This is a genomic window from Leifsonia sp. T36S-04, assembly GCF_042465655.1.
Lineage (GTDB): Bacteria > Actinomycetota > Actinomycetes > Actinomycetales > Microbacteriaceae > Leifsonia.
On record NZ_CP146286.1, the window covers coordinates 3,015,898 to 3,031,352 of the forward strand.

Genomic DNA, 15,455 nt, shown 5'->3' on the forward strand with positions numbered 1-15,455 from the left:
TCTAGCCATCCGGCCCGATATTCGGACTAGTGTTATCGCGTGGGACGCACCCCAGATCCGAACCGCAAACCCGAGCTCCTCGGGCGCATCATGGAGCACGTCGCAACCGAGCCCCTGTCGCGGATGACGTTCCGAAGCCTGGCGACGGCACTGGGCGTGAGCACCTACTCGTTCGTGTACCACTTCGGGTCGCGCCAGGAGATGATCGACGCCATCCTCGAGGAGGGCGTCCGTCAGCAGTCCGAGTCCATGACGGGTGTCGACGTCACGGCCTTCAGCCAGGAGCAGTTCCGCGACTGGTACAAGGAGGCCTTCCGGCACTCCCTCCGTGACAACAACCGAACGGCTCTGCGGCTCCAGTTCGAGGCGGGCGCGCTCGAGCCGATCGACCCCGACATCGGCAAGCGGGTCACCACGGCGTTCACGCATTGGCGCGACACCGTCAGGACCTGGCTCAAGAAGCAGGGCATCGAGAGCCGGCGAGCGGGAGTCCTCTCGCGCTGGCTGGTCGACTCCGCCGCCGGCCTCCACTTCGGCTTCCTGATCAGCGGCGACAGGAACGGCACTGTTCAAGCCTTCGATCTCTTCCTCGCCGCCTTCATGCACGAGGCGTTCGAGGACTGACCCGGTCGACTGACCCGGTCGTCAGGCCCTAGCGGACCTCCCTCTCTGCGACCTGCTTGACGCCTTCGAGCATCCGGGACCAGTTCTCCTGCGAATGCTGCGCCGCTTCGCGCGTCGGGTTGTTGTCCTGATCGAGAGTGACATGCGTTCCCGTCGGAAGTTCATCCAGCTCGAACCGGAGCGTGTGGTAGTTCTGGGGCTCGTCCGGCAGTCCGCTCAGCGGGCTGAAGTGCGTCAGGACGATGCGCCACGGCTCCTCCCGATCCTCCAGCTCGATCACCCGCCCGTGGTCCTCGAACCGCTTCCCCTGCCATTCGCCCTTCCAGGCGATCGGCGACCCGAGCCGCCAGTCCGACACGACTTCCGCGCCGAACATGATCTCGGGGCGTGCGCCGTTCGAGGTCAGCACCCGCCACACGACCCGGCGCGGTGCGGCAACGTCGATCTCCGCCCGCGCAATGTACTCGCCCATCGTCGCCTCCCGACGCCATCGTGCCGCCCATCCCACACCTCACGACGCCGGCGCGCAAGACCGTCATCCGCGCGAGAGCACGACCGCCTCCCACGGGCGCAGAGCGGCCGGGAGGCCGTCGCGCGAGGATGCCGGCGAGCCCAAGCTGGTCAGCACGACCTTCGCCTCCGACCACCCCGGCAGCTCGTCGCGGTCGAAAGTCGCATCCGCGCCGGTCAGATTGGCGAGCACGAGCAAGGACTGCGCGCCGAGTGATCGGGTGTACGCGAAGACCTGTGGATGCTCGGCGAGCACCAGCTCGTAGTCGCCGCTCGCGACGACCTCCGACCGGTGGCGCAGCTCGATGAGCGCGCGGTAGTGGGCGAACACCGAGTCATCGTCGGCGACCTCCGCCTCGGCGTTGATCTCGGCGGCGTTCGGATTGACGGGGATCCACGGCGTCCCCGTGGTGAAGCCGCCGTGCTCGCCGCCGGTCCACTGCATCGGGGTCCGCGCGTTGTCCCGGCTGGTCCGTCGCAGCGCAGCGAGCACCTCATCCGCCGGCTCCCCCATGATGTCGACCGCCTCGGCGTAATGGTTGAGCGTCTCGATGTCGCGGTAGTCGTCGATGGAGGCGAACGGCACGTTCGTCATCCCCAGCTCTTCGCCCTGGTAGACGTACGGCGTGCCACGCATCAGGTGCAGGATGGTGCCCAGCGCCTTCGCGGAGGCCACACGGTGCTCCCCGTCGTCGCCGAACCGGCTGACCACGCGCGGCTGGTCGTGGTTGTTCCAGTAGAGACTGTTCCAGCCGACGTCGGCGAGGCCTTCCTGCCACTTGCTGAGGTTGCGCTTGAGGTCGAGCACGGTCGACGGCCGGTAGTCCCACTTTCCGCCGGGTCCGTGGTCCAGGTCGACGTGCTCGAACTGGAAGACCATGTCCAGCTCGCCGCTGCGCGGGTCGGTGAACTGCCGGGCCTGTTCGACGTCGACGCCCGGCATCTCGCCGACCGTGAGGTACCGATCGCCACGGCCGAGGAACACCCGCTGGTGCATCTCCTGCAGGAACTCGTGGATGCGCGGTCCCTGCCCGAAGTACGGGTACGCGTCGCCGTAGAGGGCGCCCGGCGGCACGTCGCCGTCAGGCAGTGCGGTCACCTTCGAGATGAAGTTGATGACGTCCATCCGGAACCCGTCGACCCCGCGGTCGAGCCACCAGTTCATCATGTAGTAGACGGCCTCCCGCACCTCCGGGTTCTCCCAGTTGAGGTCGGGCTGCTTGCGCGAGAAGAGGTGGAGGTAGTACTCGCCGGTCTGCGCGTCGAGCTGCCAGGCGGGACCCGAGAAGAAGGAGCCCCAGTTGTTGGGCTCGGCCCCCTGTTCCCCCGGCTGACGCCCGCCGCGCGGCGGACGCCACCAGTACCAGTCGCGTTTCGGGTTGTCGGTGGAGGACGCCGACTCGATGAACCACGGGTGCTCGTCGGAGGTGTGGTTGACGACGAGGTCCATGACGAGCTTCATGCCGCGCGCGTGCAGCCCCTCCAGCAGCTCGTCGAAGTCATCGAACGTGCCGAACAGGGGGTCGATCGCACGGTAGTCGCTGATGTCGTACCCGTTGTCGTCGTGCGGCGACGCGTAGATGGGCGAGAGCCAGACCACGTCGACGCCGAGCCGCTCCAGGTAGTCGAGGTGCTGGATGACACCGCGCAGGTCGCCGATGCCGTCGCCGTCACTGTCTGCGAAGCTCCGCGGGTACACCTGATAGACGACCGCCGACTGCCACCACTTGTCGCTCACGCGCCCACCCTACCGGGGCAGCGGGATGCGGCGGCCGGTGCGCGCGGACTCGCGCGCCGCGAGGGCGACGCGCAGCGCGTCCACCGCAGCGGCGACCGGCGCGCGCTCGGGCGGCATCCCGCGATCGACGCACTCCACGAAGTAGCGTGCCTGCGCGGCGAAGGCGTCCCCGGCGTCCGGGTCCGCCACATCCACACCCCTGTCACCGACGACCTCGAAGGCGGTGCGGAACGGCTCACCGCGCGGCAGGTCGGAGACGCTGAGCAGCTGCGCGACCCCTCCGCCCTCGTATTCGATCGTGGTCGCGACCGGCGAGCCGAACTCCTCGCCGCCCATCCGGACACTGGTGACGGCGAGCGCCCGGCCGAGGTACGCGTTCGCCTGGTCGATGTCGTGGATGGCGAAGTCCACGAGGATGCCGCCCGACCGGTTCTCGTCGGCAAGCCAGTCGAACCCGGCCGGGGCATCCGAGATGCGGGAGGCCCGCACGACTCGCGGCCGTCCGACCGACCCCGAGGCCACCCGGTCGGCGAGGGCCGCATAACCGGGGAAGAACCGGACGACGTGCGCCACCATCAGCGTGCCGCGGGCGCGGGATGCGGCGTCCGCGACGCGCAGCGCATCCTGCTCCGTCAGTGCGATCGGCTTCTCCAACAGGACGCTGCGACCGCTTTGGAGCGCCTGGATCGCCAGGTCGGCGTGCGACGGCGTCGGTGTGCAGATCGAGACCAGGGTGACGTACGGATCCGTCAGCGCTTCGGCGAGGGTCGTGGCCCAGCGGGCATCCGGCGCGTCGGTCAGTTCGGGGCGCCGCCGCGGCGAGACGACCCACCGCACCGGGACACCGTTGCGCTCCCAGGCAGAGGCGTGCGCCTGGCCCATCCGTCCCGCGCCGACGATCGCGGCCCCATGCGTCATCGCACGACGAGGTCGACCCGAGCCGGATCGAACACCGAGTCGAGGATGAGACGACCGGCCCCACGGATGCCCGCGTTCTCCTTCGCCACGCTGACGGCGATGTCGAGCTGGTCGGTGATCATCGGCAGGCAGTCGGAGTAGATCGCCGAGCGGACCCCGGCGACGAAAGCCTCCGCCTCCCCGAGGATGCCGCCGAGCACGAGCCGCTGCGGGTTGAAGAAGTTCATGATCGTCGCGAGCACGCCCCCGGTGCGGAGGCCCGCCTCCCGCAGCTCCTGCGTGGCCCGCGGGTGCGCGTCGCGTGCGAGCGCGAGCACCTCGCGGGTGTCGGTGATCTCGACCCCGGAGGCGCGGAGAGCCTGCACGATCGCGGCGCCCCCGGCGACCGCATCCAGGCACCCGATCCGGCCGCAGGAGCAGAGCACGGCCGGCGCCCCCGGCACGGTGACGTGACTGATGTCGCCCGCCATGCCGTGGTAGCCGTGGTAGACGCCACCGAAGGCGATGATCCCGCAACCGATGCTCGAACCGGCCTTGACGAAGACGAGCTCGCCCACGTCTGCGCCGAGCGAGTCGTACTCGCCGAGAGCCATGAGGTTCGCGTCGTTGTCGGCCGCTGCGGGCAGGCCGGTGATCGCGGTCAGCTCGGCGGCGACGTCGACGCCGTTCCAGCCCGGCATGCGCGACGGCGACACCATGCGGCCGGTGGTCGAATCGACCGGACCCGGGAGGCCGATGCCGAATCCGCGGAGGGTCTGGCCGGGCTGCGCATGCTCGGCCGTCAGCTGCCGGCCGACCTCGGCGATCCAGCCGAGGACGGCCGCGGGACCGGTGCCGATGTCCATCGTCTCGGTGCGGGATGCCAGGAGGCGACCGTTCAGGTCGATGAGTCCGAAAGTCGCGTGGTGCGAGCCCAGGTCGGCGGCGCAGACCACACCGGTGGAGGCATCCACCTCGAGGGCGCGCGGCCGGCGGCCTCCATGGGAGACGCCGGCCCCGGCCTCGCGGAGGTAGCCGGCGGCGATGAGTGCGTCCACGCGCTGCGAGACGGTCGAGGGCGAGAGACCGGTGCTGCGGGCGAGGTCGGCGCGCGAGCGGGAGCGGCCGGAACGGACCAGGTCGAGGATGCCGCCGGGCGTGCCGGGGCCCGCCGGGATCGGCGTCCCCTCCATCGTGCTCGTCATCGGCGCCCTCCCGGATGGCGGAGTGTGGTCACTCCGCGTTTCGTTGAGGATACTGTACCGACTTCGTTCGATATTGCATTATCTAATTTCGATATTGCGGTTATCGGCGTTTACTTAGTACGCTCATCGAAACCTGCCCGAAGACGATGCGAGGAACCCGGATGACAGCAACGGACGCACAGCCCATGGTGAGTCTGCGCGGGGTCGACAAGTACTTCGGCGACCTGCACGTGCTGAAGGACATCGATCTGGACGTCGCGCCGAGCGAGGTCGTCGTCGTGGTCGGCCCTTCCGGATCGGGCAAGTCGACGCTGTGCCGCTCCATCAACCGTCTCGAGACGATCGACGGAGGCGAGATCCGCGTCGACGGCGAACTGCTCCCCCAGGAGGGCGCGCCGCTCGCGAAGCTCCGCGCCGAGGTCGGGATGGTGTTCCAGTCCTTCAACCTCTTCGCACACCGCACCATCCTGGAGAACGTCACCCTCGCACCGCTCAAGGTGCGCAAGCTCGGCAAAGAGTCCGCCCGGGCTCAGGCGATGGAGTTGCTGGACCGCGTCGGCATCGCTGACAAGGCGGACAGCCATCCGGCCCAGCTCTCCGGCGGCCAGCAGCAGCGGGCGGCCATCGCCCGCGCCCTCGCCATGCAGCCCAAAGTGATGCTCTTCGACGAGCCGACCAGCGCCCTCGACCCCGAGATGGTCGGCGAGGTGCTGGACGTGATGACCTCCCTCGCGAAGGAGGGCATGACGATGATCGTCGTCACCCACGAGATGGGCTTCGCCCGTCGCGCGGCCGACCGCGTCGTCTTCATGGACCGTGGACAGATCGTCGAGCAGGCCCCGCCCGCCCAATTCTTCGACTCGCCCGCGTCCGCGCGGGCGCAGTCGTTCCTGGCCTCCGTGCTGTCGCACTGACACCGCACGAGGTCACGCACCACCGTTCCACCATCACACTCCGCCCACATCAGAAAGGGATGCATCCCATGACCCGCAGCATCCGCAGGAAGAGCGCCGTCGCCGGCGTCCTGCTCGCAGCCGTGACGCTCGCCGTCACCGCCTGCTCCGGAACCACGGCACTGCCCGGCAGCGACGCCAGCTCGACCGCGTCCGGAGACTCCGTGCTCGCCGGCGCTCCGGTCGCCAAGGCCGACCTGATCATCTCCGGCTCGACCATGGAGAAGATCAAGAAGCGCGGCAAGCTCATCGTCGCCGAGGCGCTCGACGCCCCGCTGCTGTCGCAGCAGGACCCGACCGACCCCGCCAAGGTGAACGGCTTCGACGCCGAGCTCGCCAAGCTGCTCGCCACGTACATCCTGGGCAAGCCGAACGTGGAGATCGTTCCGCCGGCGTCCGAGACCCGTGAGGCGATGCTGCAGAACGACACGGTCGACGTCGTCTTCAACACGTACACGATCACGGAGGAGCGGGCCAAGCAGGTCGACTTCGCCGGTCCGTACTTCGAGTCCGGCCTGTCCGTCGCCGTCAAGAGCGACAACAAGGACATCAAGAGCTACAAGGACCTCGACGGCAAGAACGTCATCGTCGGCGCCAACACGCCGGCCGTGACCGAGGTGCCGAAGATCGCGCCGAAGGCGACCGTCACGGCGTTCGGCACCGACCCTGCGGCCGTCCAGGCGCTCATCCAGGGCCGCGGCGACGCCTACGTGCAGGACTACACCCTGCTCGCCAGCGACGCGGCCAGCGAGAAGCAGATCAAGGTCGTCGGGCAGCCCTTCACGAAGGAGCCCTACGGGATCGGCCTCAAGCACGGTGACGACGACTTCAAGAAGTTCGTCAACGACTGGCTGAAGACGATCCAGAAGGGCGGCCAGTGGGGCAAGGCGTGGAAGACCACGCTCGGCACCGTGACCGACTCCGAGATCCCGACGCCTCCGGAGATCGGGTCCGTCCCCGGCTCCTGACGAGACCGGCCGGGTGCGCGTGGAGGCGGCCCCCACGCCCGCGCGCATCCGGCCCACCCCGTCATCCACCCCTCCGCCCGCCCGATGAGAGAACGATGAACCCCCTGATCGACAACCTCGGACCCCTGGTCCAGGCGCTCGGCACGACCCTGCTGATGGCCGTGGTGGCAGGCGTCGGCTCCATCGTCCTCGGCGTGCTGGTGACGATCGCCCGCGTCAGCCCGATCCCGGTGCTGCGCGCTGCGGCCTTTCTCTACGTGCAGTTCTTCATCAATGTTCCGCTGCTGGCGCTCCTCCTGCTGGCGGTCTTCGCACTTCCGGACGCCGGCATCCTGTTGCCCCTCACGCCGACGGCCATCATCGTCCTGACCGTCTACGAGGCCGCCTACGTCGCCGAAGCCGTCCGATCGGGCGTGAACACGGTCCCGGTCGGCCAAGTGGAGGCGTCCCGCGCCCTCGGGCTCACCCTCTGGCAGTCGCTGCGGTACGTCGTCGTGCCGCAGGCGCTGCGCGCGGTCGTCCAGCCGATCGGCAACGTGATGATCGCCCTCGCCATGAACACCGCCCTCGCCGCCGCGATCGGTGTCGTCGAACTCACGGCTGCGGTCAACAAGGTCAACCTCGTCGCGGCACAGCCCATCGTCATCTTCTCGACCGCGGGTCTGATCTACATGGCCATCGCCCTCGCCATCGGCCTCGCCGCGGGCTGGGTCGAGCGAAAGGTGGCGATCGTCCGATGACCGCTCAACTCATCCCGGACCGGCCCGCTCCGGTGCGCGCACGCCCCACGAAGCGCCGCTACGCAGCCTCCTTCATCTACGACGCGCCAGGACCGCGCGGGCGTCGCAACATCGCGATCGGCTCGACGGTCAGCCTCCTCGTCCTCGCCGCGATCGTCGGTCTCGGGCTCTGGCAGTTCGCCGCCCACGGTCAGCTCGCACCGGAACGCTGGGCTCCCTTCACCCAGTGGCCGATCTGGCAGTACCTCCTCGTCGGGCTCCTCGGCACGCTGGAGGCGGCGGCGATCGTCGCGGTCCTCGGCGGCCTGCTCGGAATCCTGCTCGCACTGGGCAGGGTCAGTCACGTCAAGTGGGTGCGCTTCCTCTGCGGGCTGTACATCGAGATCGCGCGAACCGTTCCGGTGCTGCTGGTGATCTACCTGATGCTGTTCGGCCTTCCGCAGATCGGGATCAACCTGCCCACCCTGTGGAAGCTGGTCGTCCCGCTCACGATCGCGAATGCGGCCGTCTTCGCCGAGATCATCCGTGCGGGCATCCTCAGCCTGCCGCGCGGTCAGCGCGAGGCCGCCCTGAGCCTCGGGATGCGGCCGGTGCAGGCCATGACGTACGTGGTGCTCCCCCAGGCGTTTCGCAACGTCACGCCGTCGCTGGTGACCCAGTTCGTCAGCCTCCTCAAGGACACCTCGCTCGGCTACATCGTCGCCTTCACCGAGCTGCTGTATCGGGGGCAGGTGCTGGCCTCGTACCTGCACCTGCTCATCCCGACCTACGTCGCCGTGACCGTGATCTACCTGATCGTGAACGGCAGCCTGTCGGCGTTCGCGTCGCGGCTGCAGCGCGGCTCCCGGCGGCGCACCATCGCGCCGCCGACCCTCCCCTCCCTTCCCGCCGTCGCGGCCGTCGAGCACGAGGACGACGCCGACACCTCGAAAGCCGAACATGCCTAGCACCGCGCCCACCGTGTCCCTCCCTTCCGCATCGGGTTCCGCCGTGCTCGCCGAGCTGGCCGTGGTGCGCCGCTCGGGTCTGATCGAGAGCCGGCACTTCGGCAGTCTGGTCGCGCTCGATCCGTCGGGTGCGCCGCTGATCGAGCTGGGCGACCCGGATGCGGTCGTGCTGCCGCGCAGCACCGTGAAGCCGCTCCAAGCACTCGGCTGCCTCACCGCCGGCGCAGCGCTCGCAGGCCCCGAGCTGGCGATCGCCGCCGGGAGCCACACCGGCGAGGACGAGCACGTGCGCCTCGTGCGGTCGCTCCTGGCACGCGCAGGCGTCGACGACTCCGCTCTCGGCTGCCCGGTGGACCGGCCCGAGGACGAGGCCACCTTCGAGCGGATGCTGCACGACGGCGAGAGCCGCTCCCGCGTTCGGATGAACTGCTCCGGCAAGCACGCAGCGATGCTGCTCGCCGCCGCCGCGAACGGCTGGCCGACCGAGAGCTACCTGGACCCGGCCCACCCGCTGCAGCAGCACATCCGGGCTACGATGGCCGACCTCACCGGCGTCCCCGTCGGGCACGACGCGATCGACGGCTGCGGGGCTCCGCTGTTCGGCACGAGCGTGCGCGGAGTCGCGCGCGCGTTCGGGCGCCTGGTGCAGGCCCAGCCGGGAACACCGGAACGGGCCGTCGCGGACGCGATGCGCGAGCACCCGTACTACGTCGGCGGAACGGGCCACCAGAACACCACCCTGATGGAGATGGTGCCCGGCGCGCTCGCCAAGGGCGGCGCGGAGGGGGTCATCGGGGTCGCGGCCGCCGACGGCACCGCTGTCGCTATGAAGATCGTGGACGGCAGCCCCCGCGCGACGACCCTGATCGCCTTGCGCGTGCTGGAGGCGCTGGGCACGCCCATCGCGGACGCCCGTGCACTCGTCGACCTCCCGGTGCTCGGCGGAGGCGTTCCGGTCGGCGCGATCGAGCCCGGCGCGGACCTCGTGGCCGCGCTGGAGCGCCTCGCGTGACCGTCGTCGAGATCTGTCTGGACGACCTGGCCGGTGTCCGCGTCGCGGAGGAGGCAGGCGCCGACCGCGTCGAGCTGTGCGCCGCCCTGGGCGAGGGCGGGATCACCCCGTCCATCGGCACGGTCGCCGGCGCACTGCGCGCGGCCGCCCGGATCGGCATCCAGGTGCTGATCCGTCAGCGGCCCGGCGACTTCGTCTACGACGAGGTCGAGGTGCAGGCGATGGTGGATGACATCCATTCGATGCGCGCGCTGCCGAATCCTGCGGGCGTGACCCTCGGTTTCGTGATCGGCGCTCTGCGCGACGACGGGCGGATCAATGGGGACGCGACCCGCCGACTCGTCGCAGCCTGCGGGGACGCACCCGTGACCTTCCATAAGGCGTTCGATCAGGTGGAGGATCGTGCAGCGGCGCTCGAACAGCTCGTCGGGTTCGGCATCACGCGGGTGCTGACCTCCGGTTGCGCCCCCGCGGCCCGCGAGGGCGCCGAAGGACTGGCGCGGCTGGTGGATCAGGCGGGCGACCGGATCACGATCCTCGCGGGAGGCGGCGTGCGGCCGGGCAATGCGGCCGAGATCGTCGCGGCCACCGGCGTGCGGGAGGTCCACCTGCGCGCGCAGGAGCTGGTGACGACCGCGGGTGCTGCGGCACCGACCGCGTACGACTCCGGGGAGCGCGCGGTCACGTCGGCGGCGGTCGTCGGCGCGGTCGTCGCCGCGGTTTCGGGGGCCGGCACCGACATGAGCGGGGTCACCGCATGAGCGGAGTCCCGGTCGTCCTCGCCGTCGACCTCGGCGGAACCGCCATGAAGGGCGCCGTCGTCGCAGAAGACGGCGCGACCCTCGCCGAGTCGACGCTGGCCACTCCCGCCGACGGCATCCTGACAGCCGTGGTCCGGCTGCTCGCCGACCTGCGCCGGACAGCAGCGGACGACGGTCACGACGTCGTCGGGGCCGGAGTCGCCACCCCCGGGATGCTCGACGAGGAACGCGGGCTCGTGCACTACGCCTCGAACCTCGGCTGGCGGGATGTGCCCCTCCTCGACATCCTGCGCTCCGAGCTCGGGCTGCCCGTCGCCGTCGGTCACGATGTCCGCGCGGCGGGCCTCGCCGAACGGAGCAGCGGTGCGGCGCGCGGGTTCCGCGACTTCGTGCTGGTACCCATCGGCACCGGCGTCGCCGCGGCCCTGGTCTCGTCCGGCGGCGCCGTCACGGGCGCGACCGGTGCCGCCGGCGAGTTCGGTCACATCCCGGTCATCCCCGGTGGGGAGCTGTGCACCTGTGGACAGCGCGGCTGTCTCGAGGTCTATATGTCCGGCGCAGGCGTGGCCCGTCGCTACCGCGCGGCCGGCGGTGAGGCCCTCAGCACCCGGCAGATCGTGGCGCGACTCGGCGAGGACCCGCTGGCGGACCGCGTGTGGTCGGAGGCGCTGGATGTGCTCGCGCAGGGCCTCAACATCCTGACCCTGCTCTTCGACCCGGGGCTGATCGTTCTGGGCGGCGGGGTGTCGCACGCCGGAGACGCGCTGTTCGGCCCGCTCGGCGAGCGCATGTCGGCGGGCCTCGCCTGGCGCGAGCGTCCTCCCGTCGCGCAGAGCGCCCTCGGCGGCGACGCCGGCCGCGCAGGCGCCGCCCTGCTGGCCTTCGCCGCCGCCCGCTGACGCGCGCCGCGGCCGCCCGCATCCATGGGACGCAACACGCCGTAATCGAGGCGGCATAACGGCGTGTTGCGTCCCCTCGATGGACAGGGCCCAGGTCCGATAAGTTGTGCACAACTGAATTGTGTGCAATTGTTGGGCTATGCCGGTGACCGATGAGATGGTGTGCTTCTCGCTCTACGCAGCGACCCGCGCCACAACGCAGGCGTACCGCACGCTCCTGGAGCCGTGGGGCCTCACCTACCCGCAGTACCTCGTCCTCGTCACCCTGTGGATGGAGGGCGAGCAGACCGTCGGGTCGCTCGGGGACCACCTGCAGCTCGACTCGGGCACCCTGTCGCCGCTCCTCCGCCGCATGGAGCAGTCCGGGCTGGTCCGGCGCGAGCGGCGCCCCGGCGACGAGCGTGTCGTGACCGTCGCCATCGGCGAGCGCGGCCAGGAGCTGCGTCCCGAGCTCGCGCACATCCCGGCACGGATCGCAGCGGGCACCGGGCTTCCCGACCAGGAGGCCGCGGCCGCCCTCATCGACACCCTCCACCGACTCACCGAGACCATGCACGCCGCAACAGCGGAGCGCCCGGTCGTCTCCAGCAACTGAACACCACCGAAAGGCACTGATGAACGTCCTCTACACCGCAGAAGCACTCTCCACCGGCGCGGGCCGCGACGGTCGCGTCGCCACCAGCGACGGCTCCTTCGCGCTCGACCTGGCTATTCCGAAGGAGATGGGCGGATCCGGCGCGGGGACGAATCCCGAGCAGCTGTTCGCAGCCGGATACGCGGCGTGCTTCCACTCGGCGCTGCAGGCGGTCGCCCGTGGCCAGAAGGTGAAGATCGACGACTCGTCGGTCGGCGGCCGCGTCCAGATTGGCCCGAACGGCGACGGCGGGTACCAGCTCTCGGTGCTGCTGGAGGTCGTCCTGCCCGGAATCGAGGCCGAGCAGGCCCAGGCGCTCGCGGATGCCGCACACCACGTCTGCCCCTACTCGAACGCGACGCGTGGCAACATCGATGTCACGATCACGATCTCGGAGGACTGAGCGATGAAGGCACTGGTACACAACGAGTTCGGGGACCCGGCCGAGGTCCTCGCCACCGTAGAGCGCGAGCTGCCGCAGCCCGGGCCCGGCGAGGTCCGCCTGCGGCTGCTGCTCTCCCCCATCCACAACCACGACCTGTGGACCGTGCGCGGCACCTACGGGTTCAAGCCCGAGTTGCCTGCCCAGGCCGGCACCGAGGCGGTGGGCGTGGTGGATGCGCTCGGCGAGGGCGTCGAGCACCTCGCGGTCGGACAGCGGGTCGTCACCGGAGGCACCTTCGGCGTGTGGGCCGAGTACTTCGTCACCCGCGCCGCCGGGCTCATCCCGGTACCGGACGGGCTCCCCGATGAGTCCGCCGCTCAGCTGGTGTCGATGCCGTTCAGCGCGATCAGCCTGCTCGAGTCGCTCGATCTGAACGAAGGCGACTGGCTCATCCAGAACGCCGCCAACGGTGCCGTGGGGCGGATGGTCGCCCAGCTCGGCGCCGCCCGGGGTCTCAACGTGATCGGCCTGGTCCGCCGCGCCGCGGGCGTGGAGGAGCTCCGCGCCCAGGGCATCGGCAACGTCGTCGCGACCGACGACGACGGCTGGCGTGAACGACTGGCCGAGATCACCGGTGGCGCGCCGATCCGTGCGGGCGTGGACTCGGTCGGCGGCGCATCCGCCGGTGAGGTGCTCTCCACCATCGCGGAGAACGGCACCCTCGTGATCTTCGGCGCCATGGCGTCCCCCACGCTCGAGCTCGCCTCCGGCGACATCATCTTCAAGCAGGTGACCGTGAAGGGATTCTGGGGCAGCGTGGTCAGCCGCGAGATGCCGGCCGACCAGCGCGGGCGCCTGTTCCAGGAGTTGATCGCACGCATCCAGGACGGCACGCTGACTCTGCCGGTCGCCGGCATCCACTCGCTCGACGACATCGCCGCTGCGGTCGCCGCGAGCGGTGAGCCGGGACGCGTGGGCAAGGTCCTGCTGCGGCCGTGACCCCGCTCGGGGTGGGCATCGCCCGATAGCCTGGGCTCATGCTCACCCCGCCGGTCACACCCAAGAAGCCCGTCGAACGCGTCCACCACGGCGACGTCTACGTCGACGATTACGAGTGGCTGCGCGAGAAGGACGATCCCGCGGTCGTCGCGCACCTCCACGAGGAGAACGCGTACACGAACGCTCGCACCGAGCACCTGGCGGTCCTCCGCGAGCAGCTCTTCGACGAGATCAAGTCGCGCACCCGCGAGACCGACATGAGCGTCCCGGTGCGCGAGGGCGGATGGTGGTACTACACCCGCACGGTCGAGGGCAAGCAGTACGGCATCCACTGCCGGGCACCGATCGCGGCCGCCGACGACTGGGTGCCGCCCACGCTCGACGAGGATGCGCAGCGGAACGGCCTCCCCGGCGAGCAGATCCTGCTCGACGACAACGTCGAGGCCGAGGGTCACGACTTCTACGCGCTCGGCAGCTTCGACGTCAGCGCCGACGGCACGCGGCTGCTCTGGGCGGTCGACACCGAGGGCGACGAGCGCTACACGATCCGGGTCCGGTCGCTGGTCGACGACAATGTGACGTTCCCGGACGAGATCACGGGCACCTCCGGCGGCGCCCTGTTCGATCAGACGGGCGCGTACATCTTCTACACGACCGTGGACGAGTCCTGGCGGCCGGACACCGTCTGGCGTCACCGGGTGGGCGACGGCCCGGACGTGGAGGACGTGCAGGTCTTCCACGAGCCCGACGAGCGGTACTGGATCGGCGTCGGCCTCACCCGCAGCCGCCGTTTCCTCGTCATCGAGGCCGGCTCCAACATCACCAGCGAGGCGTGGCTGCTGTCGTCCGACGACCCGACCGGCGAGTTCCGCGTCGTCTGGCCGCGCGTCGAGGGCGTCGAGTACGACATCGAGCACGCTGTCGTCGGTGGCCACGACCGCCTCCTCATCGTCCACAACGATCAGGCCGTCAACTTCGAGCTAGTGAGCGTCTCCGCCGACGATCCGCAGGGTCCGCGGCGCGTGCTGCTTCCGCACGACCCCGCCGTGCGACTGGAGGGAGTGGATGCGTTCCGCGACTTCGTCAGCGTCGAGTACCGGCGTGAGGGGATGACGCGGGTCGCCGTCGCGCGGGTCCCCGACGCGCTGAGCCCCGAGCCCGGCGACGACAGACCGCACGAACTCCACTTCGACGAGGAACTGTTCACGGTCGGCGTCGGCGGCAACCCCGAGTGGACGCAGCCCTTCCTGCGCCTCGGCTACGGCAGCTTCGTCACCCCCTCGACCGTCTACGACTACGACGTCCGGACCGGGGAGCTCGCGCTCCGCAAGCAGCAGCCCGTGCTCGGCGCGTTCGACCCCTCGCTGTTCGAGCAGCGCCGGGAGTGGGCGACCGCGCCGGACGGAGCGCGCATCCCGATCTCGCTCGTCTACCGCACCGATCTGGTGACGCCGGGCGAGCCGGCCCCGCTCGTGCTGTACGGCTACGGTTCGTACGAGGCGAGCATGGATCCGTCCTTCGGCATCCCGCGTCTGAGCCTGCTCGACCGCGGTGTCGTCTTCGCCATCGCGCACGTGCGCGGAGGAGGCGAGCTGGGCCGGCTCTGGTACGAGAACGGCAAGAAGCTCCACAAGAAGAACACGTTCACCGACTTCGTCGCCGCCGCCCGCCACTTGGTGGACCGGGGATGGACGGAACCCTCCCGTATGGCCGCCCAGGGTGGCAGCGCCGGAGGTCTGCTGATGGGTGCCGTCGCGAACCTCGCCCCGCGCGACTTCGCCGGCATCCTGGCCGAGGTTCCGTTCGTGGATCCGCTGACCAGCATCCTGGACCCCTCGCTGCCGCTCACGGTGATCGAGTGGGACGAGTGGGGCGACCCGCTGCACGACCCGGAGGTCTACGACTACATGAAGTCGTACTCGCCGCTGGAGAACGTGCATGCCACCCGCTACCCGCGCATCCTCGCGATCACGAGCCTCAACGACACGCGCGTGTTGTACGTCGAGCCCGCCAAGTGGGTGGCGAAGCTGCGCGAAGTGGATGCGGACCCGCTGCTGAAGATCGAGATGGCCGCCGGTCATGGCGGAGTGTCCGGCCGGTACGCCGCGTGGCGGGAGCGGGCGTTCGCGCTGGCGTGGCTGCTGGACGTCGTGGGTGCCCATCCCTCGGGAGAGTGAGTCGGG

Annotated in this window: 16 protein-coding genes; 12 read left to right on the plus strand and 4 right to left on the minus strand. The window is 70.0% G+C overall.

The features are described from left to right. The first annotated feature begins 39 nt into the window (after positions 1 to 39). Positions 40 to 624: a TetR/AcrR family transcriptional regulator gene (locus P3F85_RS14670; protein WP_374008584.1), complete on the plus strand. Its 585-nt coding sequence runs from the start codon at positions 40 to 42 to the stop codon at positions 622 to 624. Between the two features lie 28 nt (positions 625 to 652). Here P3F85_RS14670 and P3F85_RS14675 read toward each other — a convergent pair whose 3' ends face one another. The 4 genes from P3F85_RS14675 to P3F85_RS14690 all read right to left on the minus strand — a co-directional run bounded on the left by P3F85_RS14675 (position 653) and on the right by P3F85_RS14690 (position 4,974). Further along, complete coding sequence (locus P3F85_RS14675) at positions 653 to 1,096, minus strand: SRPBCC family protein (protein WP_374008585.1); 444 nt, start codon at positions 1,094 to 1,096, stop codon at positions 653 to 655. Positions 1,097 to 1,159: 63 nt separating this feature from the next. Then, complete coding sequence (locus tag P3F85_RS14680; protein ID WP_374008586.1) at positions 1,160 to 2,872, minus strand: alpha-glucosidase; 1,713 nt, start codon at positions 2,870 to 2,872, stop codon at positions 1,160 to 1,162. A 9-nt stretch (positions 2,873 to 2,881) separates the two neighbouring features. Further along, complete coding sequence (locus P3F85_RS14685) at positions 2,882 to 3,790, minus strand: Gfo/Idh/MocA family protein (RefSeq protein ID WP_374008587.1); 909 nt, start codon at positions 3,788 to 3,790, stop codon at positions 2,882 to 2,884. Continuing rightward, the gene (locus P3F85_RS14690; protein WP_374008588.1) at positions 3,787 to 4,974 is read right to left on the minus strand and encodes an ROK family protein; all 1,188 of its coding nucleotides are present in this window, start codon (positions 4,972 to 4,974) and stop codon (positions 3,787 to 3,789) included. Before P3F85_RS14690 ends, P3F85_RS14685 begins: the two co-directional genes overlap by 4 nt. A 161-nt stretch (positions 4,975 to 5,135) precedes the next feature. Between P3F85_RS14690 and P3F85_RS14695 the strand changes: the two genes are divergently transcribed. The 11 genes from P3F85_RS14695 to P3F85_RS14745 all read left to right on the plus strand — a co-directional run bounded on the left by P3F85_RS14695 (position 5,136) and on the right by P3F85_RS14745 (position 15,449). Continuing rightward, positions 5,136 to 5,888 (plus strand): amino acid ABC transporter ATP-binding protein, encoded by a 753-nt coding sequence (locus P3F85_RS14695; protein ID WP_374008589.1) that lies wholly within the window; start codon positions 5,136 to 5,138, stop codon positions 5,886 to 5,888. A gap of 68 nt (positions 5,889 to 5,956) precedes the next feature. Further along, positions 5,957 to 6,895, plus strand: coding sequence for a glutamate ABC transporter substrate-binding protein (locus P3F85_RS14700; RefSeq protein WP_374008590.1), 939 nt, complete (start codon positions 5,957 to 5,959; stop codon positions 6,893 to 6,895). 95 nt (positions 6,896 to 6,990) lie between these two features. Continuing rightward, entirely contained in the window at positions 6,991 to 7,635 is a 645-nt protein-coding gene (locus P3F85_RS14705; protein ID WP_374008591.1) for an amino acid ABC transporter permease, read from the plus strand. Continuing rightward, on the plus strand, positions 7,632 to 8,582 hold the full coding sequence (locus P3F85_RS14710) for an amino acid ABC transporter permease (RefSeq protein ID WP_374008592.1): 951 nt from the start codon (positions 7,632 to 7,634) through the stop codon (positions 8,580 to 8,582). Before P3F85_RS14705 ends, P3F85_RS14710 begins: the two co-directional genes overlap by 4 nt. Next, complete coding sequence (locus tag P3F85_RS14715) at positions 8,575 to 9,594, plus strand: asparaginase (protein ID WP_374008593.1); 1,020 nt, start codon at positions 8,575 to 8,577, stop codon at positions 9,592 to 9,594. Before P3F85_RS14710 ends, P3F85_RS14715 begins: the two co-directional genes overlap by 8 nt. Further along, positions 9,591 to 10,355 (plus strand): copper homeostasis protein CutC, encoded by a 765-nt coding sequence (locus P3F85_RS14720; RefSeq protein ID WP_374008594.1) that lies wholly within the window; start codon positions 9,591 to 9,593, stop codon positions 10,353 to 10,355. The genes P3F85_RS14715 and P3F85_RS14720 overlap by 4 nt, the downstream gene beginning before the upstream one ends. Next, positions 10,352 to 11,254, plus strand: a complete 903-nt coding sequence (locus P3F85_RS14725; RefSeq protein ID WP_374008595.1) for an ROK family protein — start codon at positions 10,352 to 10,354, stop codon at positions 11,252 to 11,254. The genes P3F85_RS14720 and P3F85_RS14725 overlap by 4 nt, the downstream gene beginning before the upstream one ends. Positions 11,255 to 11,393: 139 nt before the next feature. Continuing rightward, positions 11,394 to 11,849 (plus strand): MarR family winged helix-turn-helix transcriptional regulator, encoded by a 456-nt coding sequence (locus tag P3F85_RS14730; RefSeq protein ID WP_374008596.1) that lies wholly within the window; start codon positions 11,394 to 11,396, stop codon positions 11,847 to 11,849. A gap of 19 nt (positions 11,850 to 11,868) precedes the next feature. Continuing rightward, positions 11,869 to 12,291 (plus strand): organic hydroperoxide resistance protein, encoded by a 423-nt coding sequence (locus P3F85_RS14735; protein WP_374008597.1) that lies wholly within the window; start codon positions 11,869 to 11,871, stop codon positions 12,289 to 12,291. A gap of 3 nt (positions 12,292 to 12,294) precedes the next feature. After that, on the plus strand, positions 12,295 to 13,272 hold the full coding sequence (locus P3F85_RS14740) for a zinc-binding dehydrogenase (RefSeq protein ID WP_374008598.1): 978 nt from the start codon (positions 12,295 to 12,297) through the stop codon (positions 13,270 to 13,272). 38 nt (positions 13,273 to 13,310) lie between these two features. Next, positions 13,311 to 15,449, plus strand: coding sequence for a S9 family peptidase (locus P3F85_RS14745; protein WP_374008599.1), 2,139 nt, complete (start codon positions 13,311 to 13,313; stop codon positions 15,447 to 15,449). The last annotated feature ends 6 nt before the right edge of the window (positions 15,450 to 15,455 follow it).